The organism is Photobacterium sp. S4TG1, from assembly GCF_036040035.1.
Taxonomy (GTDB): Bacteria; Pseudomonadota; Gammaproteobacteria; order Enterobacterales; family Vibrionaceae; genus Photobacterium.
Genome location: NZ_JAYXUH010000003.1, coordinates 148239 through 174222, shown reverse-complemented (window position 1 = coordinate 174222; position 25984 = coordinate 148239). Strand labels below are relative to the sequence as shown.

Here is a 25984-nt window from a genome sequence, read left to right as displayed (position 1 = left end):
ACTCAGGTGATAAACGCAGCACGTGGCGTAAGACGTTATGGTTACCGGAGTTTTTTTTAGCGCGTCAGATTACAGATTTTTTTGATGTAACAGATACAACCACACCTCGATGTGGTGATACCAGCTGTGTGTTTCAGATCTAACCATCTCTACACAGTTGGCTAATACGTGTGGCCATAGAGCACTCCTGCATTCCAACCGTGAGGTTGCACCCGTACATCAGACTTGGAGTCAGGCACCATCAAAAAATTGATGTAATTAGCGGCGCTAATACAACGACAATAATGAGTACAATATAATGAAAAGAATGTTGATTAACGCAACTCAGAAGGAAGAGTTGCGCGTCGCATTAGTTGATGGCCAAAAGCTATTTGATCTTGATATCGAAAGCCCAGGTCACGAATCTAAAAAAGCAAATATCTACAAAGGCCGCATCACACGTATCGAACCAAGCCTGGAAGCTGCGTTCGTTGATTACGGTGCAGAACGCCATGGCTTCCTCCCTTTAAAAGAAGTCGCTAAAGATTACTTCCCGTCAAACTATTCTTACCAAGGTCGTCCTAACATTAAGGAAGTCTTGAAAGAAGGCCAAGAAGTTATCGTTCAAGTTGATAAAGAAGAGCGTGGCAACAAAGGTGCTGCACTTACAACCTTTATCTCACTAGCGGGTAGCTACTTAGTATTAATGCCTAATAACCCTCGAGCTGGCGGTATTTCTCGTCGTATCGAAGGTGAAGAGCGTACACAACTTAAAGCCGCATTAAGCACTTTAGAACTGCCTCACGGTATGGGTCTAATTGTACGTACTGCTGGTGTAGGTAAATCAGGTGAAGAGCTTGAGTGGGATTTAAATGTTCTTCTTAATCACTGGAATGCAGTGAAAGAAGCCGCTGAGTCTCAAGCTGCTCCATTCTTGATTCACCAAGAAAGTAATGTCATTGCTCGTGCTATTCGTGATTATCTTCGTCGTGATATCGGTGAAATTCTTATCGATAGCCCACAGATTTTTGAACGAGCGCGTGATCATATTAAATTAATTCGCCCTGATTTCTTATCGCGTATTAAGCGTTATGAAGGTGAAGTTCCACTATTTAGCCACTACCAAATTGAAAGCCAAATTGACTCTGCGTTCCAGCGTGAAGTTCGTTTACCTTCAGGTGGCTCAGTTGTTATTGACCCAACAGAAGCACTAACATCAATTGATATCAACTCCGCTCGAGCAACAAAAGGCGGCGATATCGAAGAAACAGCATTACAAACTAACCTAGAAGCCGCTGATGAAATTGCTCGTCAATTACGCCTACGCGATCTTGGTGGTCTTGTGGTTATCGACTTCATTGATATGACACCCGTTCGTCATCAACGTGAAGTAGAAAACCGTTTACGTGAAGCTGTTCGTGTTGACCGTGCACGCGTACAAATTGGCCGTATCTCTCGCTTTGGTTTGCTAGAAATGTCACGCCAACGTTTAAGCCCATCTTTAGCTGAAGCAAGCCACCACGTTTGTCCACGTTGTACTGGTACAGGTGTTGTGCGTGATAATGAGTCACTATCACTTTCTATCTTGCGTTTAATTGAAGAAGAAGCATTAAAAGATAACAGCTCACAAGTACTTGCAATTGTACCTGTGCCCGTTGCCTCTTACCTATTAAACGAAAAGCGTCCTGCGGTACAGCACATTGAGAAATACCATAATGTGCATGTTGTTATCGTGCCAAACGCAAACATGGAAACGCCACACTTTGAAGTGTTACGTATTCGTGAAGGCGAAGAGCAAGATACACTTTCATACCATCTTCCTAATGCGATTGATGCTCTGAAAGAAGCAGAAGCGACTGAGGCTCCTCAACAAGAGCGCAGTACAAGAAAACGTGAAGAACCTGTTCTACATGGTTTTGCTGCACCAAAACAACCTGCACCTGTGGCAAGTGCTCCTGAAGCACAACCAACGATTAAACCACAAACGATTATTGCTCAAGCGCCTAGCATCTTTAGCCGTATTTTTGCTGCAATTTCTTCATTCTTTAACAACGGTACTGAGCAGACAGCCGCAGTTAAACAAGAAGTAGAAGCACCAGTAAAAGAACAAGCGAATAATAATCGTCGCAACAACAATAACCGTCGTAATGATAATCGTCGTAATGACCGTCAAGGTAACCGCGACAACACTCGCCGTAATGGCAACCAAGAGAGTGATCAAGACAACAAAGCTGAACAGCAAGATCGCAACAACGAGCAGCGTCAATCTCGTCGTCGCAATGAGCGTACGGACAAAAACCGTCAGCCTCAAGAACGTCCAGCGAAGCAACAGCGTCAACCTCGTTCTGAAGAAGCGAAAGAGCAGCAACGCCAGTCTCGTAAAGAAGAGATTCAAGCGCAGAAGCAACAACGCCAACAAGCAAACGAAGTTAAAGCAAAAGCAACTCAAAACGTTGTCGTTGAAGATCAAGTTGAAACCGAAGACAAAAATGTTGTTAAGGTAAAACAGCGTCGTCAACGTCGTCAGCTACAGAAGAAAATTCGTATTACTGACAAAGCAGCACCTGTTGTTGAAGAGCAACTGATTGTTGAAACTGCAGCCATCGCGACGCCATCACCATTAATGGAAATGGGTACAACGATTGCTAAAGAAGCACAAACAACATCGACAAAAGATAACGCTATTGTTGATGAGCAATCAGAAACAAATGAGCAAGACAACAATCAACGTCGTAATCGTCGTTCTCCACGCCACCTGCGCGCTAGCGGCCAACGCCGTCGTCGTATTCGTGATACTCGTGTTGAAAAACAAGATTACGAACAGCATGAAGATCCAAGCTGTTACAACGTTGCTGATGCTGTTGAGCACGCCGTTGTTGAAGCAACAGACACTATCAGCGATATGGTAAATGTTGTTTCTATTGTTGAGAAACCTAAGGCACCACGCCAAACTTCAGGTGTAGCAACACCGGAAATGGCAATGGGTAAAGTATGGTCTCGCATTAAGCCAACAATTGAAGCGCCTGTTGTGACTGAAGCTGTTGCTGAAACCAACGATGATATTATTGTTGTTAATGACTCAGAAATCGCGAAAGCATTACCTGAAGTAGAGTCAAAACCCGCTCTAGGTGGTGTTGCTATGCCTGAACTGGCAATGGGTAAAGCATTCCCATTACGTGCAGCGTCAGTTATTGAAGCGCCTGTTGTTGAAGCACCTATTGTTGAAACGCCTGTTGTTGAAACACCTGTTGTTGAAGCGCCTGTAGTTGAAACGCCTGTTGTTGAAACGCCTGTTGTTGAAACGCCTGTTGTTGAAGCGCCTGTTGTTGAAACACCTGTTGTTGAAGCACCAGTTGTTAAAACAGCATCTGCGCCAATGACGAAAATTGTTACTGAGACAGTAGCAGTTACAGCAACGTCACCACGTGGTTTCCATGCGGTAGCAGCGATGACTAAAGCGCCAGCGCCTGTAGAAACAGTAGCAAAAGTTCACGTTGAAGCAGCACCATTACGTCAGCTTGCAACGACACGCTCTGCGGGTAGCCAAACAGCAACCAACACAGCAGCAGCACCCATGACTAAGCCATCTTTTGACTAAGTCAATGTAACCTGCCAATAAAAAGCCATGCATCTGCATGGCTTTTTTATTATTCCGCTTTTGAGTCAAAAATAACCAGCTTTTTTAACAATCAGTGAGTTTGACTTCATTAGCACAGTTAAAAAGCATATCTTTACATCATTTGACGCCGTAAGTTGAAGCGTTGTAAATCTTTCGGTAACATTCTGTTACTCAATCTATTTAACTTATCCATTCATTTTAGCGAAGAGAAGAACGCCTAATATATGCCTGAATTTCCTCAAGTCTCACAACAATCAGTCAAAAATGATATCCTTTCTGGATTAACTGTCGCACTTGCCCTTGTACCAGAAGCGGTTGCTTTTGCTTTTGTCGCAGGTGTCGATCCTATGGTTGGTCTGTATGCTGCATTTATTGTTGGTCTAATTACTGCAATCTTTGGTGGTCGTCCTGGCATGATCTCTGGTGCAACAGGTGCAATGGCTGTTGTCATGGTTAGCCTTGTTGCTCAGCATGGTATTCAATACCTGTTTGCCGCAGTAATGTTAGCGGGAGTATTTCAAATACTGGCAGGTGTATTCCGCCTCGGTAAATTTATTCGTATGGTACCGCACCCCGTTATGATTGGTTTCGTAAACGGTCTTGCGATAGTTATCTTCTTAGCACAACTTGGTCAGTTTAAAGTTCCTTCTACAACAGGTGGCTTAGAATGGATGCAAGGTACTCAGCTTTACATTATGCTGGGCTTAGTATTGTTAACCATGGCTATCATCTACTTTTTACCTAAACTCACCAAAGCGGTCCCTTCTTCGTTAGTTGCCATTTTAACCGTAACAGCACTGGTGCATATATTAGGTCTAGATTCACGTACAGTCGTCGATTTCGTACGTACAATGAGTGGTGACGCTAATGCAACATTGGCAGGCTCACTACCCACTTTTGCCCTACCCGATGTTGGTTTCAATCTAGCAACCCTTAAAATCATTCTGCCTTATTCTTTAATTCTAGCTGCGGTAGGCTTAATCGAGTCATTACTAACGCTGACAGTTATTGATGAAATGACCAATACCCGTGGTCATGGTAACCGTGAATGTGTCGGTCAAGGTATGGCAAACATCACCTGTTCTGTTTTTGGTGCAATGGGTGGTTGTGCAATGATTGGTCAGTCAATGATCAACATTAACTCCGGTGGTCGTGGCCGTTTATCCGGTATTACTGCAGCCATTGGCTTACTAGTATTTATTTTATTTGGATCAGCATTCATTGAAATGATTCCACTTGCAGCACTGGTTGGTGTGATGTTTATGGTGGTTATTGGTACCTTTGAATGGGCAAGCTTACGTATGATGCGTAAAGTGCCAAAACATGACTTCTTTACCATTATTCTGGTAACTTGCGTAACGGTGGCTGCGGATCTAGCTGTAGCTGTGTTCGTTGGTGTTATTTACTCAGCACTAGTCTTTGCGTGGAACCATGCTAAGCAAATTTATGCAAGCTCACACATTGATGATAACGGTGCTAAAGTTTATCAAGTTAATGGCCCACTGTTTTTCGGTTCGGTTTCTCATTTCCTTGAACTCTTTGATGCGCCCAACGATCCGCAAACGGTGATCATTGATTTTGCCCATTCTCGTGTGGCCGATCACTCCGCAATTGAAGCGATTGATACCCTTGCTGAACGTTATGCAAACCGTAACAAAAATCTTCATATACGCCATCTAAGCCCTGAATGTCGTCGATTACTACAAAAAGCAGGTAACCTAGTGGAAGTCGATATGCTTGAAGATCCAACCTACAAAGTTGCAACAGATGTGCTAGGTTAATCACTTTAGATATCAAAATAAAGCCCGTGTTGTCCTATGACTGCACGGGCTTTCGTTTATAATCACCAATACGTTATGATTGTATTTATGCTAAATACAGCAATATTATCAAAGAGGAAATTATGGTTGATTCAACCACCAAGGATGAACGTCACCAAGCTCGTCAACAACGTTTAAAACAACAGGTTGATAATAAAATTAATGCAGCCCAACAAGAACGAGGCTTAGTGCTAGTTATTACGGGCAACGGTAAAGGAAAATCAACCTCTGGTTTTGGCATGATTGCGCGCGCCGTTGGTCATGATCAGCAATGTGGTGTTGGTCAATTTATCAAAGGCACCTGGGATTGTGGTGAGCGTAACTTGCTACAACAACACGGCGTGGTGTTTTCTGTTATGGCGACAGGCTTTACATGGGAAACCCAAAATAAAGCGGCAGATACCCTTGCAGCTCAAGCGACATGGTCTGACTGTAAAGCAATGTTAGCGGATAATACATTAGATGTCGTATTATTAGATGAACTCACTTACATGGTGACTTACGACTATATTGATTTAGATGAAATCATTAACGCAATCAACGCCAGACCATCACACCAAACCGTAATTATTACGGGACGTGCGGCCCATCGTCGTTTGATTGATATTGCCGACACGGTTTCTGAAGTACGTAATGTTAAACATGCTTTTGAGCAAGGAATAAAAGCCCGTAAAGGCGTTGATTGGTAAAAATAACCAAGCCTTAATACGCTTAAAAATAGCTCAACTCGAACAATAAAGTAACACTCTTTTAAAGTGGATGATATTTTACTATTAGAATAAGCGTTACATTTTATAATACAGCAATGCCTATTAAAATTATAAACAGCGTTATAGCTGGAGAAAATATGCCGTCTCATTTACCCCGCTCATTTAGTAAACCGTTTCTAAAAGTCTTTCATATTTTAGAAGCTATATTATTAATCGCTATCACCCTAGCAACCGTTGTTGCAATGGTGAATGAATTTATCCATGTGTTTGTTAACCGTAATATTCAATTAACCGACATATTATTAATGTTTATCTATCTTGAAATCCTCGCCATGGTGCAGCAATTTGTAGCTCACGGTAAGATTCCAGTACGATATCCACTGTATATCGCCATAATGGCCATTGCGCGTTATATCACTCTTGGTATGAAAGAGCTTGATGGTACATTTATTATTTGGTTATCACTGGCAGCATTTATTCTTGCCGCAGCGACTGTTTTAATTCGAATTGGTCATCACTATTGGCCTTACGAAGAACCGGAAGAGCCAGGTAAGAAACAATCTGACGATTAATAGTGACTGTAAATAATCGACTTAAAGCAAAATAATAAAGATCAAAAAAGGGCGAATGGTATCATTCGCCCTTTTATCATTCCTGGTTATTACTGCAAGAACTAACGTTTAAATGATACCGATTCTATTGCATTTAAATGAATCTGAGTAATAGCAGGTTGCGTTGTTGCAATCACCTTACCCTGACGAATCGAATAGCGCACAGGTACTTGACGACGAACAGCATCAAATCCATTTTCCGCAGGTAAAATCAGTAAGCTACCCGGTTTGCCGAGTTCAATACCATAGTGATGTTGAATATTCAGTGTGCGTGCTGAGTTTTTGCTAATCAAATCCAATGACTGATTAATTTGCTCATACCCCATAACTTGGCACACATGCAGCCCCATATGCAGCACTTGCAACATATTCGCTGTCCCTAACGGATACCAAGGATCAAACACGTCATCATGGCCAAAACAAACATTGATATTAGCATTCAGCATTTCTTTTACACGCGTGACACCACGACGTTTAGGGTAATCATCAAAACGTCCTTGAAGATGAATATTTACTAGAGGGTTGGCAACAAAATTAATGCCAGACATTTTCAATAAGCGGAACAATCGAGACGCATATGCTCCATTATAAGATCCCATTGCAGTAGTATGACTCGCTGTCACCTTTTCACCCATCTCATATTTATGGGCTAATGCTGCAACAGTCTCAACGAAACGAGATTGTTCATCATCAATTTCATCGCAATGAACATCAATCAAACAATCATACTTACGTGCCAATTCAAACACATAATGCAATGACTCAACACCATATTCACGGGTAAATTCAAAGTGAGGAATTGCACCAATAACATCAGCACCTAATTGCACTGCTTGTTCTAATAATTGCTTACCATTTGGGTATGATAAAATCCCTTCTTGTGGAAAAGCCACAATCTGAATATCAACCCATTGCTTCATTTCTTCACGCACTTCAACCATTGCTTTTAGCGCAATTAAAGTTGGGTCAGATACATCAACATGCGTTCTAACATGTTGTACACCATTAGCTATTTGCCATTTCAGTGTTTGTTTCGCGCGAGATTTCACATCTTCAATCGATAACGTCTGTTTACGTTCAGCCCAACGCTCAATACCTTCAAATAGAGTGCCTGAAATATTCCAGCTTGGTTCGCCTGCTGTTTGGGTCGTATCTAAATGAATATGAGGTTCACAAAAAGGGGCTACAGCAAGTCCACCTTCAGCATCAAGTATTTCACCTTGATAACCTAAATCAAGATTATTGTCTTCGATTCGTTTAAATTGGCCATTCTCAATCAGAATTTGCTTTAACGTCGCCTCACCTTGTAGCGTGGCATTTTTAATTAATAAAGTTGTCATGATATGTCCTTACGCAGGTTGAATGTCAGCCGCACGCTTTTTAGTCAGAAGAGGATTAATAATTAAATAGCTTAATGCACCGCCGAGAACAGCATTAACAGGTACCACACCCGGTAAAAAATGCCCACTTGCCACACCAATGGCAACGGCAATAATGCCAGCCCAATTGACCGTTTTAAATTCAGCCGTCGCGAAATCTTTATAACGATCTCGGTTCGCCACAAAATCAGCAATAATCACGCCGCCAATAGGTGGAATGGCCAATGAAAGAAAGGTTAACCAACCTACAAAATTATTGTATAGCCATAGCGCACATAATGTACCAATAACACCATTAACCATTGAAATGTATTTACTTGGGAATGCTGTAATATTTGAAAAGCCCAAACCAGAAGCATACAAAGCATTATCGTTCGTGGTCCAAATGTTTAACCCCAACACAATAATCGCAGGAAGCAATAATCCTTGTGCAATCATCACTTCAGAGATATCGGACTCACCTGTTGCCGCAGCACCTGCAGCACCAAAAATAAACATCAATGAATTACCGATAAAGAAAGCCACCATGGTCACTAACACAGCACTGGTTGGTTTTTTACCAAAACGAACAAAGTCAGCCGTTAACGTTCCCGCACTGACAAAAGAACCAACAACCATTGCGACTGCAACAGAAAAATCGATACTGACTTCAGGTTCTAATGCTTTAATTGCGCTTACGCCTCCCATACTAACAACGGCATCAATAACAGAATATCCACCCAATAAAGCAATGGCAGGAACGGCAACTGCCGATAAAATCATTAACGCTGACATGCCAAAATAGACTGTCACCGTCATCAGTAATCCTGAGACCACAATCAAAATATTGGTATCAATGCCAGTCGCTTTATGGACAGGAATCGCAAACATTGCCACCCCCACACCAAACCAACCGACTTGAGTGCCACCCAATAATGCCGAAGGTAACCAAGAGCCTTTTATACCAAAAGAGAATCGTGCAAGAAGATGTGTCGAAAGGCCCGTTGCAGCACCAATATAACCAAGAAATGAAGTGTAAATACCGAGGATAAGGTTGCCAATAACGACAGCAAGAAAGAAGTCATCAAAAGAAAGCCCAATACCTAAAGCCCCCCCTGTCCACATACTGGCAGAAAAGAACGTTAAGCCAAGCATTACCATGGTTAACGATATCACGCCTTTTCTCGCCGTCATTGGAACCGGCCCAAGACTATAATTATTATCAGTTGCCATTCTTACCACCACAATCTAATACAAACATTAAAATTAAGCTCGATGCCATGGATAAACGGCGCGTATTATGATTATAAAAACAAGATAGTCAACGATATATAACTCAAGCAAACGTTAATATTTAACTTTAACTAAAATTATTGATAAATAACAACAAGATAAAATTAAATATTAAAAATTAAAATAACATTTTGAAACAAATTAGAGCAATAATATGATATCAATCATCAATCTAAACACACATATCAAACAAAACACTTATTAAAATATATTTAATTATTTTGTATAAAAAAAAGGCACTCACCGTGCCTTTTTATTATGGATAATAAATGGGTTAGATGATCATTTGAGCGAGCACGTAACCAATACAACAGGCAGAGATAACCCCGATTAAACCTGGCATCATAAAACTATGATTGAAGTACCACTTACCAATTTTAGTCGTCCCCGTAACATCAAAGTTAACCGTTGCAATATCTGACGGATAATTAGGAATGAAGAAATAACCGTATGTCGCTGGCATTAAACCAATTAATAACGCAGGATTTAATCCCATAGCCAAACCAACAGGTAACATCATTCGTGCAGTTGCTGCTTGTGAATTAACAACCACAGAAACAGTAAATAGCGCTAATGCAAAGGTCCACGGGTAATCTTGTACCATTGCCGTGATGCCCGATTTGAACGATGGCATTGCATATTGGAAATAGGTATCACTCATCCACGCAATACCAAAAATAGCAATCGCAGCAACCATACCCGATTTAAACACTACCCCTTCAGGCACTTTTTGCACATTAGTACGTGTCACTAACAGAATCAAACCACCAAAACCTAGCATCATCATTTGAATAATTAATGACATGGAAATAGGCTTAGCGTCACCAATAGTGCGAATTTCTGGCACCATCGCCACAATCACAATTGTCACCAATGCAAGAACAAACAGCATTACAGCATGCATAGCAGAACGGGGTAATTGCTCATTCAGTGAGGTTTTTGTGGTATGAAGAATTTGATCACGCCATACAGGATCTTGTAATCGACGTTGGTATTCAGGATCATCAGCCAGCTCTTTACCACGACGTAAACTGTACAATGATAATAGTAATGTGCCGCCTAGCGTTGCAGGAACCGTCACCATCAAAATGGATAATAAATGAATTGATTCAGTGATCGTTGACAGTTGAGCAAGATAATAAACGACAGCTGCAGAAATAGGACTGGCTGTTATAGCAAGTTGAGAGGCAACAGAGGAAGCCGCCATTGGGCGCTCAGGGCGAATGCCATTTTTAAGAGCAACATCGCCAATGATTGGCATAATTGAATATACCGCATGACCAGTACCTAGCATAAACGTCATCACGTAAGTCACTAACGGGCCGACAATAGTGACGCGTTTGGGATTACTACGTAAAATACGCTCTGCGATTTGCAGCATGTATTTTAAACCGCCTGCAGCTTCAAGAATTGACGCACACGTTACAACAGCAAGAATAATCAACATTACGGTAATAGGTGGCGATGTCGGTGGCATACGGAAGATAAACACTTCCACCAGCAAACCTAAACCTGAAACAACCCCAAGTCCAATACCGCCAAAGCGACTACCTGCATATAACACTAACAACAGGAATAAAAATTCCAAATACAACATGACCTATCTCCCTATATATCATTGATACTCTGTTAACCACAGTACCGATTATTAGGAGCAAAATGCCTCTTATATTCATCAGATATATTGATAAATATCAAACTACTTAATAGCAACCAACGCTTAATTTCACTTCTGAGAACTATCACAAATAACTGCTGCCACAGAAAAACAACTTTATCACCATTCAAATCACACTAAATTACAAATTGATCACCACTCAGCAACCTCAAACACCTGAATAGCTGACAAATGGATCGTAGCGATGCTTTATACAACAACAATAATACTCATCAATTTGCATTTAATATCCATATATAAATAGTATCAACCTCATCATCCGTAACAAAAATGTAAAAAAAAGGACAGCACTAACGCTATCCTTTAATTTATAAACTTAGTTTATTGTTATTGCTACAACGGCTCTTCACTATCACCATCAGCAGGCGTTTCTGTAACGCCATAACCAGGACGATTTTCTTTTGCCGTCGCAATCCAAGCTGCACAGAACAACGTTAAGCGCGCAAAGAAATAGAAGAAAGCCATTAAACCGATAATAGAACCAAAAGCAGCACCTGAAGGTGAACTTGCTAGTTTGGGTAATAAGAATGTCATCGCGAATTTAATCGCTTCAAAGCCAACCGCAGCAAGTAATGTTCCCTGCATTAATGTCTTACGGTTAAAACGGCGACGAGGTAACATCCAAAATATCCATAAGAACATCAGATAGTTTGCTAAGATAGAAATAGTCAATGCGATAGTGGTAAGTACTGGGCGTAACCAACTAATGCCACCTAACCCTAGTGCATCAACAATTGCCGCTTGTGCCGAGCCTGCAACAGAGGTTAACACCACGGTAAAAATCAATGCGGCAACCAACCCAGTTAAACCAATAAGATCTTTACAGTATTGCAATAAAATATGTTCTTTGTCTTCCGGTTTACGTTCCCACACATCACGAGTTTGTGCACGAACGGCTTCACGCAAGTTCCCCATCCAACTAATGCCAGAATAAAATGCAATCGCTAAACCACTCAAACCCACTGTTGTACGCTGGTTAATTGCCGTTTGTACCATTTGTTTAAGCGTATTAGCTAAATTCGGATCAGTGACACCGGCAACAATTTTATCAATAATATTGGTCAGCAACACTTGGTTGGACGCTAACACAAAACCAGCTGCAGCAAACAGCACCATTAAAATGGGTATCAATGATAAAAAAGAAAAATAGGTGATTGCTGCACCAAACTGACTACCTAAACGATCATTAAAACGATCCGCTGCGCGAATAAAATGATCAATCGGAGGTAACGCTTTGATCGCATTACCAATAATAGTAAGCACTCCCATGATTTTAGAGAGAAATGTCGATTTTTCAGAAGATATTGTTTTATTAGTCATAATTTGATTGGGTGTGTCATAAAAAATACTCAACAATATTAGCAATGGATAAAAACAAACCCAATCTAATAATAACAAGTCATTAGCTACCTGCTACATAATTGATTATATAATTAAAAAATAAAGGTTTGCCAATAACGGCAAACCTTTTCTACTGTCGTTTACGCTAGCCACGCCACTGGTGAAGGATTAATTAAATAATCCTTTCAGTAACTTATCTGCGGCATTTTTAATGTTTTCATCTTTAGCTTTATCACCAAACAGTTTTTCTAAGCCTCGATTAATTTCTTTCTTAGCTTTACTCTCTAGTACCGCGTTATTTTTAAATAAGTCTTTAATATTTAAGTTATATTTTGGTTTATTCCAAGTACCTGTCACATGAATTGGCACTGCAATACCTTTAATTTCATCGAGCCCTTTACCACTTGCCACAATCTTAGAATTGATCATCAAATCAATACTTTCATTAACAAGGCTCGTATTACCTTCACCAGTGATAGCCACTAATGGTGAAGCTAAGTTAAAATTATCCGTTGATGCCATGCCATTATGCAGTGTTAACGTTGTTGTTAATGCTGAAAAGTCGGTCTTTTTCGCCGTATCATTCCCAGTGTCAGCCTGACCTTTCAATTTAGCTTTAGCATTACGCAACAAGTCAGGAATATTTACCCCATATACTGCGCCATCAGAAACATTAATCCTAATTGAACCCGCAATATTATGACGAATATTTGTATCAGATAGCCCCTGTCCGCTTAAATCCGTCGTAATATTAGCTTTACCTGCTAGCAGATTATTATTCGCAACAGCTTTAAGGAGCGGTAAAAGATCGACATTAGAAATGGTATTTTTTAAGCGATAACTTGGCAATGCGCTATTTACATCAATAGATGCATTACCGGTTACCTTACCGCCATATAAATTCGCTTCAAAACGATTAATGGTTGCAACACCGTGTTTAATTGAAGTCACCACTTTAACATTTGTCACGTTAGCGTGGTCAACGGTTAATTGCTTAATCGCGATCATACCCGCAAGATTAATATTTTTTAGCGCACTAAGATCAGGCTCCGCCGGTGAGGATTTTGAGGTTGAGGCAGGTTCCGTAACGGCAGGTGCATTCATCGCAGCAGCACCAGCGGCTGAAGTACTGTTGTTAGCATTAGTCACGGTATTTGTTGCCGGTAACCAACTATCAAGATTAATATTATCGCTTGATAAAGCAAAACGAACATCAGGAATAGCCGTTGCTAAATATGAACCGGAACCTGACGCTTTCGTGCCGTCAGCATTAATAGAAACCTGACTCACTAACGCTAATTTTTGGCTAATGTCATACGTTGCATCAGCATCAACCACTAAGTTGATTGTAGGACGAGGTAATGTCTTACCCTCTAAGTCATTGGTGACTTTTAGCCCTTGCAGACTAATAACATTATGATCTGTTGATAATTTTACTTTCGCTGTACCGTGAGTATCAAAGTGTAGATTAGGTACTTTACCGTTAACAGAAAAAGTCATATTTGACCATTGACCAAGATTAAATTGGTCTAGCCCTAGTTGTGCATTTTTAATCTCTGTATTGCCATCAACCATGTTCATGGTCGCTGATAATGCTTTTAATCGTACATTCTTATAATTAGCTGCAAGGTTAATTTCAGTGCTGCCTTTAGCACTAAAAGTCAATGCATTAACTTTACCTTGTACATCAAAAGTTGCTTTAGTCCATGTTTGCGGCTGAAAACTATCTAGGGTGAAATTAACATGATCAAGTTGCGCAACCATTTTGGTTTTATCATTGCGCAGTTCTGCACTGGCGTTAACTAATTTAATACCTGCAACAGAGACATTCCAAGGCGTGCTTTTCTCACCATGCGTCACTGTATTTCCAGCTGTTGTTTTTTCATCAACGGCAGTTTTAGCAGTTAAACCATCAAGATTGGTCGCACCATTATTTAATGTTTGAACAAAAACATGCGCCCCATCTAACCGCATTTCACCAATATCAAGGTGTTGAGATAACAACGGTAGAACTGAAACAGATAGATCTGCTTGTTTAAATTGAATCAAATTTGGTTCAGCAAACCCTACTGGATTTCGAAATTCAGTTTCACCAACACTAAGCCCCAATGTTGGAAAGAAACGCCAGCTAATATCACCATTAATAACGAGGTCACGGCCCGTCATTTTCTTCACTTGCTCAGTCAACATTGGCTTAAACTGATTAGGATTAACAAAGGTTACTAGCGCACCAATACCAATCACGACTAATAAAATCAGCCCGAGTAATATATAAAGTATTTTTTTCATTATGCCCTCGGATATGCATGCAACATTACAATGCGTCGTGTGCTATGCAAAAATAATTGGTTGAAAATTAACCCTACAAATCAATGTCATTAAGACCATTAACGTCAAGATTAGTTCATCATAAATAGAATAGCTAAACAAAAGGCAACCCGAAGGCTGCCTTTAATAATATGGATAAATAATAACAATAACAGTTAGCACCTAAACAGGTTAACTTTGTTTGTCATCTTCATTAATACGACTTGCCACTGCGCCCTGCTGATTTTTATATTTCGCATCAGTACGCTTGTTATATGGCTTTTCCGCCGGACCAGACAAGGTCTCAAAACTTAACGCGCCAATTGGCATGTGAGGACGTAATGCTAAAGGTAGGCGACCTGAGTTATAAAATTCAAGCACAATACGTCCAGACCAACCCGGATCAATACGGTGGGCTGTCACATGCACCATTAAACCTAAACGGGCTAATGATGAACGACCGTCCAACCAACCTACAATGTTATCGGGAAGAGTAACAGACTCATGAGTCACCGCTAATGCCAATTGACCTGGGTGAAGGAAAAATGCATCTTCTTCTGCAACCACAATCTCATCACTCATGACTTTATCAAGCTGAGCGGCTACATCTTCTTTTTTACCCGATAGATCAATAAATGGCGCACCGTGATCATTAAAGACGCGGAAATTATTTCCAAGACTTACATCAATCGTTAAACCACTAATACAATCATCTGAAGGTCGAGGCTCAATGCTGATTTTACCTTCATCAAGGTAAGCCCTGATATCTCTATCACAAAGTCTCATTTAAACTCTCTCCTGCATAATACACACTCGATCCTGTTAGTGCTTAGCACATGCGAGTGGTATACCAAAACACATCAATAAGACTCAGTGTCGTTGATGGGTCAGCAAAGGGTAACGGGGTTATACCCAACAATAATAACCATAAAAATAAGGCTGACATATTGTCAGCCTTATTCATTTCAAATCATTACGAACGCAGCAATTTAGCAATGTGTGCTTTTAACACATCGATTGCAATACGGTTTTTACCACCTCGAGGGACGATAATATCCGCATATTGTTTTGAAGGCTCGATAAACTGCATGAACATTGGACGTACAGTTTTTTGGTATTGCACCAGCACTGACTCCATTGTACGACCACGTTCAGCAACATCACGTTGCAGACGGCGTAACAAACAGATATCAAGTGGTGTATCCATAAAGATACTTGCGTGCATGATGTCGCGTAAACGAGGATCAGTTAACAATAAAATACCTTCTAAGATAATCACTTTTTTAGGTGTCATCGTGGTACTTTCTTGCAAACGAGTATGCTCGCTGTAGCTATATTGTGGTACTTCTACTGCTTCACCTTTCATTAACTGCTCTAAATGATCACATAATAAATTGTGATCTAGTGCGCTTGGATGATCGTAGTTAGTTTTAACTCGTTCATCCATAGTCAGGTGACTTTGATCGTTATAGTAACAATCTTCCGTGATTACACCGATCTGATGATCGCCGACTTTTTCTTTTAACTCTTTGTAAACTGTACTGGCAATCAGACTTTTACCGGAAGCAGAAGCGCCTGCAATACCGATAATAACGCATTGGTGTGAAGTTTCAGACATATCAGAAAGTACCTATTAGACCACGTAGCAAGGCGAATATGGATAAATTAAACCCTCCGATTATAAGCAGTTGCAATGACAGATACCAGCAAAAATGAGGCCTCTGTCATATCTGATTATAATCTAAGCGTTTTTTGATTACCAAACAACTACATTGTACGAATAGTAATCTGCTCAGCCACAGCTTCACCCTGCCAATATAATCGGCTGGCTATATTTGCAGCTAACAGAATGTATGCGCCGGCTTGTTCAGACTCAGGAGCTGCAATAACTGTCGGCTTACCGTTGTCAATATCTTCACGAATTTTGATATCTAGTGGTAATTGAGCCAATAATGGCACGGCATAGTCTTGTGCCATTTTAGCCGCACCACCCGTACCGAAAATATGTTCTTGATGACCACAATTACTACAAATGTGATAGCTCATATTTTCAACAATACCCAGCACAGGCACATCAACTTTATTAAACATGCTGATACCTTTAATCGCATCAGCTAAAGCAAGATCTTGTGGCGTAGTTACGACAATCGCTCCAGTTACAGGAATTTGCTGTGATAGCGTTAACTGAATATCACCCGTACCCGGTGGCATATCAATCACAAGATAGTCCAGATCTGGCCACCATGTTTCACTGATAATCTGCGCCAGTGCTTTTGATGCCATAGGACCACGCCAGATAGTGGCACTTTCTGCTGGCACTAAATAACCCACAGAATTGGTATATAAACCATGAGCCTCAATCGGTAACATCATTTTGCCATCAGACGATTGCGGCTTAGCATCCATTGTGCCTAACATCATAGGTACTGAAGGACCATAAATGTCAGCATCAAGTAACCCCACTTTTGCGCCTTGCTGCTGTAAACCTAACGCTAAGTTAACCGACGTTGTTGATTTACCCACGCCGCCTTTTGCAGAACTCACAACAATGATGTTTTTAACACCTCTAAGAGGCTGCTTTTCTGCAACAGCTAACGTCGCCACTCGACAACGAACATCAAATTTTAGCGCTGCTTTAACGATACCTTGTTGCTGTTGCTCTGCAATCCATTGACGCAATTGTTGCGCTAATTCGTTGGCTGCAAATGGAATCGTGATAACAATAACACCCTCGGCCGATACCGAGACAAAGTGTGGCACATCAGCCCATTCCACACTCAAAAGTGGATGTTCAAATTGATTTAGCCATTGACTGATATCACCAACGCTATCGAAATGGTTTGTTTCTATTGCCATAAATTAGCACTCCACATAAATGTCATAGCTTATTAGCAACATCTACGTCACAGTATTAGTATAGAAAACAACCAGTAACGTTGATGCTGCGGGGTAATTTTTCCCTCTTTTTCCTAATGCTACCACCAAAGTACCCTTTCTGCCCGATTTCCCCCGTCCTAAAACAGATAAATCAGTATCCGATGCTAGTCAATATGCTGTCCATCAGGTAGTATTTATGGCTATGTTTTTCTACCCATCATGAGCGAAAGAAGTAATTATGGCTGCTAATCCAAGAAAAATTCTGGTGACCTGCGCCCTGCCGTACGCTAACGGTTCTATCCACTTAGGTCACATGCTAGAGCATGTTCAAGCGGATATTTGGGTGCGCTACCAGCGCCTTCGCGGCAACGAAGTTCATTTTATCTGTGCAGATGACGCACACGGTACTCCAATCATGCTTAAGGCCCAGCAGATGGGTATGGAACCTGAGCAAATGATTGCAGAAGTGAGCAAAGAGCACCAAGCTGACTTCGCCGGTTTCGATATTGACTTTAGTAACTACCACAGCACACACTCGCCTGAAAACCGTGAGCTTGCTTCTTTTGTTTACACCCAGTTAAAAGAAAAAGGCTTTATTACTAGCCGCACTATTTCTCAGTTATTTGACCCTGAGAAAGAAATGTTCTTGCCAGATCGCTTTGTAAAAGGTACTTGCCCTAAGTGTAAAGCTGAAGATCAATACGGTGATAACTGTGACAACTGTGGTGAAACTTACAGCCCGACAGATCTGATCAATCCAAAATCAGCTGTGTCTGGCGCGACACCAATCATGAAAGACTCAGAGCACTTCTTCTTTGATTTGCCACAGTTTGAAGACATGCTAAAAGCATGGACAAAATCTGGCGCACTTCAAGATGAAACATCAAACAAAATGCAAGAGTGGTTCGAGTCAGGCCTACAACAGTGGGATATCTCTCGTGATGCACCTTACTTTGGTTTTGAGATCCCTGGCGAACCTGGCAAATACTTCTACGTATGGCTAGATGCACCAATCGGCTACATGGGTTCATTTAAAAACCTTTGTGACAAACGTGATGATCTTGATTTTGACGAATTCTGGAACAAAGACAGCTCAACAGAGCTTTACCACTTCATCGGTAAAGACATTGTTTACTTCCACAGCCTATTCTGGCCGGCAATGCTAGATGGCGCTGGTTTCCGTAAGCCAAATAACGTATTCGTGCATGGTTACGTAACCGTGAATGGCGCAAAGATGTCAAAATCTAAAGGCACATTTATTAAGGCAGGTACTTACTTAAACCACCTTGATCCTGAATGCCTACGTTACTACTACGCAGCAAAACTCAACAACCGTATTGATGATCTAGACCTTAACCTTGAAGATTTCACTCAACGCGTAAACAGCGATGTTGTGAACAAGATTGTTAACCTAGCATCACGTAACGCAGGCTTTATTGCTAAGCGTTTTGACGGCATGTTATCTGAGAAATTTGCAGAACCAGAGCTTTACGCTGAGTTCGTTGCAGCAGCAGCACGCATTGGTGATCTTTATGAGAGCCGTGAATACAGCCGCGCAATTCGTGAAATCACCGCGCTAGCTGACAAAGCTAACCAGTATGTTGACGAAAAAGCACCTTGGGTTGTTGCTAAGCAAGAAGGTAAAGATCAAGAGCTACAGGAAATCTGTACTGTTGGTATCAACCTATTCCGCGTGTTAATGGCTTACCTAAAACCTGTAATGCCAAAACTTGCAGAACGTACTGAAGGATTCTTAAACGAAACGTTAACGTGGGAAGGTATCGAAACACCATTAACAAACCATGAAGTCACTAAGTTCAAGGCACTGTTTAATCGTATCGATCCTGTACATGTTGCTGCAATGGTTGAAGCATCAAAAGAAGAAGCGGCGGCTGATAAAGCTGCACTTGAAGCTGCTCAACCAAAAAGCCCATTAACAGAAGAGCCAATTGAAGCTGAAATCGAATTTGATGATTTCGCTAAGATTGATATGCGTATCGCGAAGATTGTTTCTTGTGAAGCCGTGCCAAAAGCAGACAAACTATTGAAATTCCAATTGGATATCGGTGGTGAAATGCGTCAAGTATTCTCTGGTATTAAATCAGCTTACACACCAGAAGAGCTTGTTGGCAAACTAACAGTAATGGTTGCTAACCTAAAACCACGCAAAATGAAATTTGGCATGTCTGAAGGTATGATCCTTGCAGCTGGCCCTGGTGGTAAAGATCTTTGGATTTTAGAACCCCATGAAGGTGCTCAACCAGGTATGCGTGTAATGTAATTTACACTACATTTTAATACTGAATACCGATAACTCTGTTGTCGGTATTTTTTTGTCTTTTTTTTATACATTCCCCTTCTTATATCGCATCAAATACATCAACTTATTTGTCATTGTTAATAGATTGTTGAATATTGATCTAGCTCCGCTGCAAACTCTAATTTTATAAAAAAACATTCATCTCTCGTTCATAATTAGCGATCTTGATCGTTTTCCCTTCTGACAATATCCCTTACATTAATTGCGTTAATTTGCTTGTAATTAATTATAAAACCAGCAAAATTTAACCCTAAATAGATAGGAACAATAAAAATACCCTACTTTTTTATTTGATATGAAGGATTCATGATGACTCTAGGTATTGTAACGAACCTCGCCATATTTGTTGGCTTGATAGCATTTCTATATCATATGCAAAATAAACACTACAGTTTTACTAAACGTGTGTTTGCCGGTTTAGGATTAGGTATTGCTTTTGGTGCTGCGCTACAAGTTTTTTATGGTGCTGGCTCTGAGGTCATCAAAACATCGATTGAGTATTTTGACATTGTCGGCGTAGGCTATGTGCGTCTATTACAAATGATCATTATTCCATTAGTAATGGTGTCTATTATTTCCGCCATTTTAAAGCTTAACGGTGGCACCTCACTTGGTAAAATCAGTAGCCTGACTCTAGGGGTTCTGATTGTTACTACCATGATTGCCGCTTGTGTCGGTATTCTAATGGCTAACCTTTTTGGGCTTACCGCAGAAGGACTAACATCAGGTGCGGCTGAAATGGCACGTGCTAAAAGTCTTGAATCAACCCTTTCTAATGTAGAAGCAATGTCGTTTGCTAAATTAGTGATTGAGTTTATTCCTGCCAACCCATTCTTAGATATGACAGGTGCACGTCGTACTTCAACTATCGCAGTGGTTATCTTCTCTATTTTCATTGGCTTATCAGCAACGGGCATTGCTAAGAAAAAACCTGAAATTTTCGCACAATTTGAAGGCTTCATTAAAGTAGCCCAAGCGATTGTTATGCGTATGGTAACGTTAGTATTACGTCTAACACCATTTGGCGTATTAGCACTGATGACTAAAGTGATCTCAGGTTCAAACTATACCGATATCGTTAACCTTGCGAACTTTGTTTTTGCATCATACGCAGCACTAATTCTGATGTTTATGATTCACTTAGCACTTGTAGCGCTTGTTGGTATTAATCCTCTACGCCACTTAAAGAAAATCATTCCAGTACTGGCTTTTGCTTTCACATCACGTACAAGCGCAGGTTCAATTCCAATGAACGTGCAAACCCAAGAAAAATGCCTTGGTATTCCATCTGGTATTGCTAACTTTGCCGCTTCATTTGGTTCAACTATCGGTCAAAATGGCTGCGCAGGAATCTACCCAGCCATGCTGGCAGTGATGATTGCACCAACAGTCGGCATTAACCCAATGGATATCGGCTTTCTATGTACTTTAGTCGCAATCATTACCGTAAGCTCTTTTGGCGTTGCCGGTATTGGTGGTGGTGCAACATTTGCAGCACTGATTGTGCTATCAGCGATGGATATGCCAGTAGCACTTGCAGGTCTTCTGATCTCAATTGAACCTTTAATTGATATGGGTCGTACTGCGCTTAACGTTTCAGGCTCAATTACTGCTGGCACAATCACCAGTAAAGTAATGGGCGAAACAGATATGGCTATCTTTAACAGCGATGACGTTGTTAACTTAGATGGCGAAGAATCAGCGGCTTAATCAATATTAAACACTCGTTTTAAGGGAGGTTCATTGCCTCCCTTTCTCTATTGCAAGGAATAAACAATCATATGAAAATTATCATTATTGGTGGTGAAGCCGCTGGCATGAGCGCAGCAGCAAAAGCAAAACGCATTAATCCAACCGCTGAGATTGTTGTTTATGAAGCGTCTTATGTGATCTCTTTTGGTGCTTGTGGCTTACCGTATTACATTGGTGATGAATTTTCTGATGCCAACTTCATGGCCGAATTCACTCCAGCACAATTTGCAGAAAAAGGGATTCAAGTATTAACGCAGCACCGAGTTGTTAATCTAGACCCACAACAACAGCAATTAATGGTTGAACATCAAGGGGAAATACACACCGTTAAATATGATCGTTTAATGATTGCAACAGGGGCAAAAGAAATATTACCCCCAATTGCAGGCCTTGAAAAACAAGGGGTTTATTCATTACGTCGTATGCAAGATGGTCTTGATATTAAAACCGCTCTTGCCGATCCGCATTGCCAAAACGTCACGATTATTGGTTCTGGTTTTATCGGTTTAGAAGTCGCTGAAGCCATGATCCACCAGGGTAAAACAGTACGCTTAATTGAGCGTGCCGCTTGTTTAATTCCTGATACGTTTGATATTGAAATCAGCCAACATATTCAACCTGAACTTGAACGTGCCGGCGTGCAAATTCACCTTAAAGAATCGGTGTGTGAAATTATTGGTGACGATCGTGTTACTAGCATTAAAACCGATAAAGATATTTATACAACAGATCTCGTTATCTGCTGTACTGGTGTGAAGCCCAATACAGATTTTATTGCAGCAACAGGCATTGAACGTTTAGCCAATGGCGCAATAATCATTGACCAACAAGGCAAAACATCACTAGATAATATTTGGGCAGCTGGCGATTGCGCCACTATTTGGCATGCACAATTACAACAACCTGTTTATATTCCACTCGCAACCGGTGCCAATAAAATGGGTCGTTTAGTCGGTGAAAATATCGCAGGAAAAAACCTCAGTTATGACGGCACATTAGGCACCAGTTGTGTCAAAGTTTTAGGTTTAGAAGCTGCACGCACTGGACTTTCTGAGCGTGAAGCTCAACAAGCAAATATTGATTACAACACCGTATATATCAGTGATAAATGCCACACCAACTACTGTGAAGGTCAATCGCCACTTTATATTAAATTGGTTTACCGCTCTGATAATAAAAATTTACTTGGTGGACAAATGATCGGTAATAAAGGAGCGGTTCATCGTGTTGATGCCCTTGCCGTAGCTATCAGCCTTGGCGCAACAACGGAACAATTAGGCATGATGGATTTTGCTTATGCACCGCCATTTGCCCGTACTTGGGATATCATGAATGTCGCTGGTAATGTTGCTAAATAATCCTCCGCTCTAACCACACCGACCTGTAACTTACAGTCACGTATTTTAATAAAGTTTCAACCGCACAATACGTGGCTGTCTTACGCCCCTCTTTTTTGTCTCTGATTTTAATCTTTTTACAAACAAAGCTGTTATTCATCATTTTTCCCATCACTTATTATCCCTCGAAAATTCCGATTATACACCTCGAAAAAACAACGTTTTATTACCAACTTATACATTCAAATCGTTTTTTCTGTTAAAAATTAGTTAAAAATAGATTTTATAAACATTAATTCGGTATAAAATTTGTGACTTGACGCAGATTTTAGAGATTAATAACAATTATTACTTCGCGTTAACAGACAAATAACTGCTACTCTCCGAACGACTCTGATAATCGATGGACAGAGAGAAATAAATATTAAGGATAAATTCTAATGACTACAGAAAAGAAAAAAATGTCACTGACTGGCCGAGTGATCCTCGGTATGGTTTTAGGTATTCTGACAGGATTTATGATCCGTTCCCTTTTTGCTGATGTCGCTTTTATTCATGACTATATCGTAAATGGCCTGTTTGATGTCGGTGGTAAAATCTTTATTGCCAGCTTAAAAATGTTAGTTGTTCCTCTAGTATTTGTATCGCTAGTTTGTGGTACTAGTTCATTAAAAGATTTAGCAACACTGGGGCGTTTAGGCGGTAAGACTCTCGCGTTTTATCTAACAACGACGGCATTAGCCATTACCCTTGCACTGACCATGGCAAATATCTTCCAACCTGGTGCCGGTGCTGATTTAAGTGCAGCAACAACATTTGCATCTAAAGAAGCGCCATCACTAGGTAGCGTTATTGTAGGCATGTTCCCAACTAACCCTATTAGCGCAATGGCAAGTGGTAACACTCTTCAAATTATTGTCTTTGCCGTTTTATTTGGTATTGCAATCAGTGCCGCAGGTAAACCGGGCGAGCGTCTGGCAGCAGTCTTTGCTGATTTAAATGAAGTGATCATGAAGCTGGTAGCATTATTGATGAACATTGCACCATTTGGTGTGTTCTTCTTAATGGCGAAGCTGTTTACAGGATTAGGTCTTGACGCTATTTATAGCTTAATTAACTACTTCCTTGTTTTAGTAGCTGCACTATTACTGCATGCATTGGTCACTTACAGCGTGATGCTAAAAGCCTTTACAGGTTTAAGCCCAATTACCTTCCTAAAGAAAATGGAAGATGCAGTGATGTTTGCATTCTCAACCGCATCATCAAATGCCACCATTCCTGTAACGATGGAAACGGCGACTAAGCGTTTAGGTGTTAACAACAAGATTGCCTCATTTACCGTTCCACTTGGCGCAACCATTAATATGGACGGCACCGCCATCATGCAAGGTGTGGCAACAGTATTTATTGCCCAAGCGTTTAATATTGACCTTACAATGACTGATTACATCATGGTTATTCTAACCGCAACACTAGCCTCCGTCGGTACGGCAGGTGTTCCAGGCGTTGGTCTCATTATGCTAGCAATGGTACTTAACCAAGTCGGTCTACCGGTTGAAGGTATCGCACTGATTATGGGTGTTGACCGTCTGCTTGATATGGTACGTACAGCCGTTAACATCACGGGTGATAGCGTCGTAACCTGTATTGTTGCTAAATCAGAAGGTGAAATGGATGTTGAACGTTTCAACGATCCACTCGCAGCGACAGAAGATGAAGCGGTTCGTTTCCATTCAACCCCTCAAGCACAGAAATCATAACAGCGAGTAAAAACTTGCGAACACAACATAACTCAAGGGCACTTTTCGTGCCCTTTTTTTTGGTTTGAATAGGGTTATAGAAGCGAGGTATTAGGGACGAGAAACAGCAACTCTCTGATTGATGGTTATGCTTCGAGTATAAAAATACCGCCTTTTGAGGCGGGATTTAACAGTATGGGGATTTATGTGTACTCAACATGATCGCTATTCATTTAGAACGAACAGAATAGCTGGTGTTTTAATGGTTTTTCTAAGTGAAAACAGAGATAAACCCACGTTGTGATGTTACCTAATTCACAAATTACTACTTCAACTATTGCTCTGCTGTGTTGTTATTGCTTTGTTTTTGTAATGCTATTTGATCACTAATCAATTTAAACTCTTCAGCTAGATCGTCATAACTTTTTTTGATTTCTGGGTCTTGTAATGCTTTTTTTTTATACTGTTCAAAACTAACAAATTGACGTTTCAATATAAAACCCTCATTGGTCATTTAACGTAAGAAATTTTAATCCGTACTATACGATCTCTATTCATATAAAAAGTATCGCTTAGATCTTGTTTTGATACGTTTTCTTCAAAATAATTAGCCTAAACATGGTGTATTTAATTTGTTACTCATGTTAACAACAATGAAAACACCTAATTGGCGATACTTAACAGTCATAATCCCTAAAATAGATAAAATTAACCCTACAACACGTGAGTAGTAGATTCCCTATCGCCCTCGCGGGCATTCGCTGTAGGGAATGACGGGGTTGGTTTAGCATTTACTATAGAGAGTGACGGGATTAGGCTTGGCATTCACTCAGCCCATTATTCGTCATCCCGAAAGTTGAGGGACGAAGCTATTCGGGATCGACTCACCGCGTGATTGAGCCTTAAAGACACCAATGAAAATACGCTAGAACCCCAACAAAAATACTGACTCTACAACGCGCGGACAGTAGATTCCCTATCGCCCTCGCGGGCATTCGCTGTAGGGAATGACGGGGTTGGGCTTGGCATTCACTCAGCCCATTATCGTCATCCCGAAAGTTGAGGGACGAGGCTATTCGGGATCTATTCACCGCGTGATTGAGCCTTAAAAACACCAATAAAAATGCGCTAGAACCCAAGAAAAATACTAACTCTACAACGCGCGGACAGTAGATTCCCTATCGCCCTCGCGGGCATTCGCTGTAGGGAATGACGGGGTTGGCTTGGCATTTACTATAGAGAG

The 25984-nt window shown here is 40.8% G+C and carries 17 protein-coding genes; 8 read left to right on the top strand and 9 right to left on the bottom strand.

The features are described from left to right. Positions 1–298 precede the first annotated feature (298 nt). The 4 genes from rne to VXS03_RS06375 all read left to right on the top strand — a co-directional run bounded on the left by rne (position 299) and on the right by VXS03_RS06375 (position 6700). Positions 299–3577 carry a ribonuclease E gene (gene rne, locus VXS03_RS06390; RefSeq protein ID WP_327762671.1) on the top strand — a complete coding sequence of 1093 codons (3279 nt, stop codon included), beginning with the start codon at positions 299–301 and terminating at the stop codon, positions 3575–3577. 245 nt (positions 3578–3822) lie between these two features. Next, positions 3823–5379 carry a SulP family inorganic anion transporter gene (locus VXS03_RS06385; RefSeq protein ID WP_327762669.1) on the top strand — a complete coding sequence of 519 codons (1557 nt, stop codon included), beginning with the start codon at positions 3823–3825 and terminating at the stop codon, positions 5377–5379. Positions 5380–5501: 122 nt separating this feature from the next. Next, positions 5502–6107 carry a cob(I)yrinic acid a,c-diamide adenosyltransferase gene (cobO, locus tag VXS03_RS06380; protein WP_327762667.1) on the top strand — a complete coding sequence of 202 codons (606 nt, stop codon included), beginning with the start codon at positions 5502–5504 and terminating at the stop codon, positions 6105–6107. A 158-nt stretch (positions 6108–6265) separates the two neighbouring features. Next, positions 6266–6700 carry a phosphate-starvation-inducible protein PsiE gene (locus VXS03_RS06375; RefSeq protein ID WP_080157875.1) on the top strand — a complete coding sequence of 145 codons (435 nt, stop codon included), beginning with the start codon at positions 6266–6268 and terminating at the stop codon, positions 6698–6700. Positions 6701–6801: 101 nt separating this feature from the next. On the opposite strand, the gene VXS03_RS06370 is transcribed toward VXS03_RS06375, so the two are convergent. From VXS03_RS06370 to apbC, 8 genes are all read right to left on the bottom strand, one after another. After that, complete coding sequence (locus VXS03_RS06370; RefSeq protein WP_327762664.1) at positions 6802–8079, bottom strand: cytosine deaminase; 1278 nt, start codon at positions 8077–8079, stop codon at positions 6802–6804. Positions 8080–8088: 9 nt separating this feature from the next. Further along, positions 8089–9330: a cytosine permease gene (gene codB, locus VXS03_RS06365; RefSeq protein WP_327762662.1), complete on the bottom strand. Its 1242-nt coding sequence runs from the start codon at positions 9328–9330 to the stop codon at positions 8089–8091. 334 nt (positions 9331–9664) lie between these two features. Continuing rightward, positions 9665–10987 (bottom strand): anaerobic C4-dicarboxylate transporter, encoded by a 1323-nt coding sequence (locus VXS03_RS06360; protein WP_327762661.1) that lies wholly within the window; start codon positions 10985–10987, stop codon positions 9665–9667. A gap of 414 nt (positions 10988–11401) precedes the next feature. Beyond that, positions 11402–12388 carry an inner membrane protein YhjD gene (yhjD, locus tag VXS03_RS06355; RefSeq protein WP_442957426.1) on the bottom strand — a complete coding sequence of 329 codons (987 nt, stop codon included), beginning with the start codon at positions 12386–12388 and terminating at the stop codon, positions 11402–11404. Positions 12389–12577: 189 nt separating this feature from the next. Beyond that, the gene (locus VXS03_RS06350) at positions 12578–14698 is read right to left on the bottom strand and encodes an AsmA family protein (protein WP_327762660.1); all 2121 of its coding nucleotides are present in this window, start codon (positions 14696–14698) and stop codon (positions 12578–12580) included. Between the two features lie 210 nt (positions 14699–14908). After that, complete coding sequence (dcd, locus tag VXS03_RS06345) at positions 14909–15502, bottom strand: dCTP deaminase (protein ID WP_327762659.1); 594 nt, start codon at positions 15500–15502, stop codon at positions 14909–14911. A 187-nt stretch (positions 15503–15689) separates the two neighbouring features. After that, entirely contained in the window at positions 15690–16334 is a 645-nt protein-coding gene (gene udk / locus VXS03_RS06340) for a uridine kinase (protein ID WP_080157880.1), read from the bottom strand. A 149-nt stretch (positions 16335–16483) separates the two neighbouring features. Then, on the bottom strand, positions 16484–17572 hold the full coding sequence (apbC, locus tag VXS03_RS06335; RefSeq protein ID WP_327762657.1) for an iron-sulfur cluster carrier protein ApbC: 1089 nt from the start codon (positions 17570–17572) through the stop codon (positions 16484–16486). A 259-nt stretch (positions 17573–17831) separates the two neighbouring features. On the opposite strand from apbC, the gene metG reads away from it, so the two are divergent. The 4 genes from metG (at position 17832) to VXS03_RS06315 (ending at position 24762) form a co-directional block, all read left to right on the top strand. Next, entirely contained in the window at positions 17832–19874 is a 2043-nt protein-coding gene (gene metG / locus VXS03_RS06330) for a methionine--tRNA ligase (protein WP_327762655.1), read from the top strand. Between the two features lie 348 nt (positions 19875–20222). Then, positions 20223–21623: an L-cystine transporter gene (locus VXS03_RS06325; protein ID WP_327762802.1), complete on the top strand. Its 1401-nt coding sequence runs from the start codon at positions 20223–20225 to the stop codon at positions 21621–21623. 71 nt (positions 21624–21694) lie between these two features. Continuing rightward, positions 21695–23023 carry a CoA-disulfide reductase gene (locus tag VXS03_RS06320; protein ID WP_327762653.1) on the top strand — a complete coding sequence of 443 codons (1329 nt, stop codon included), beginning with the start codon at positions 21695–21697 and terminating at the stop codon, positions 23021–23023. Between the two features lie 419 nt (positions 23024–23442). Further along, a complete protein-coding gene (locus VXS03_RS06315; RefSeq protein ID WP_327762651.1) occupies positions 23443–24762 on the top strand; it encodes a dicarboxylate/amino acid:cation symporter in 1320 nt (439 codons plus the stop codon). 313 nt (positions 24763–25075) lie between these two features. Here VXS03_RS06315 and VXS03_RS06310 read toward each other — a convergent pair whose 3' ends face one another. Next, a complete protein-coding gene (locus tag VXS03_RS06310; protein ID WP_327762650.1) occupies positions 25076–25234 on the bottom strand; it encodes a hypothetical protein in 159 nt (52 codons plus the stop codon). Positions 25235–25984: the final 750 nt, after the last annotated feature.

Excerpts from the sequence above, each read along its gene's own strand:
- VXS03_RS06385 (WP_327762669.1), top strand. The coding sequence starts at position 3,823 with ATGCCTGAATTTCCTCAAGTCTCACAACAATCAGTCAAAAATGATATC.
- VXS03_RS06315 (WP_327762651.1), top strand. The coding sequence starts at position 23,443 with ATGACTACAGAAAAGAAAAAAATGTCACTGACTGGCCGAGTGATCCTC.
- rne (WP_327762671.1), top strand. The coding sequence starts at position 299 with ATGAAAAGAATGTTGATTAACGCAACTCAGAAGGAAGAGTTGCGCGTC.
- dcd (WP_327762659.1), bottom strand. The coding sequence starts at position 15,502 with ATGAGACTTTGTGATAGAGATATCAGGGCTTACCTTGATGAAGGTAAA.
- VXS03_RS06325 (WP_327762802.1), top strand. The coding sequence starts at position 20,223 with ATGACTCTAGGTATTGTAACGAACCTCGCCATATTTGTTGGCTTGATA.
- VXS03_RS06350 (WP_327762660.1), bottom strand. The coding sequence starts at position 14,698 with ATGAAAAAAATACTTTATATATTACTCGGGCTGATTTTATTAGTCGTG.
- yhjD (WP_442957426.1), bottom strand. The coding sequence starts at position 12,388 with ATGACTAATAAAACAATATCTTCTGAAAAATCGACATTTCTCTCTAAA.
- apbC (WP_327762657.1), bottom strand. The coding sequence starts at position 17,572 with ATGGCAATAGAAACAAACCATTTCGATAGCGTTGGTGATATCAGTCAA.
- VXS03_RS06320 (WP_327762653.1), top strand. The coding sequence starts at position 21,695 with ATGAAAATTATCATTATTGGTGGTGAAGCCGCTGGCATGAGCGCAGCA.
- VXS03_RS06360 (WP_327762661.1), bottom strand. The coding sequence starts at position 10,987 with ATGTTGTATTTGGAATTTTTATTCCTGTTGTTAGTGTTATATGCAGGT.
- udk (WP_080157880.1), bottom strand. The coding sequence starts at position 16,334 with ATGTCTGAAACTTCACACCAATGCGTTATTATCGGTATTGCAGGCGCT.
- cobO (WP_327762667.1), top strand. The coding sequence starts at position 5,502 with ATGGTTGATTCAACCACCAAGGATGAACGTCACCAAGCTCGTCAACAA.
- metG (WP_327762655.1), top strand. The coding sequence starts at position 17,832 with ATGGCTGCTAATCCAAGAAAAATTCTGGTGACCTGCGCCCTGCCGTAC.
- VXS03_RS06370 (WP_327762664.1), bottom strand. The coding sequence starts at position 8,079 with ATGACAACTTTATTAATTAAAAATGCCACGCTACAAGGTGAGGCGACG.
- VXS03_RS06375 (WP_080157875.1), top strand. The coding sequence starts at position 6,266 with ATGCCGTCTCATTTACCCCGCTCATTTAGTAAACCGTTTCTAAAAGTC.
- codB (WP_327762662.1), bottom strand. The coding sequence starts at position 9,330 with ATGGCAACTGATAATAATTATAGTCTTGGGCCGGTTCCAATGACGGCG.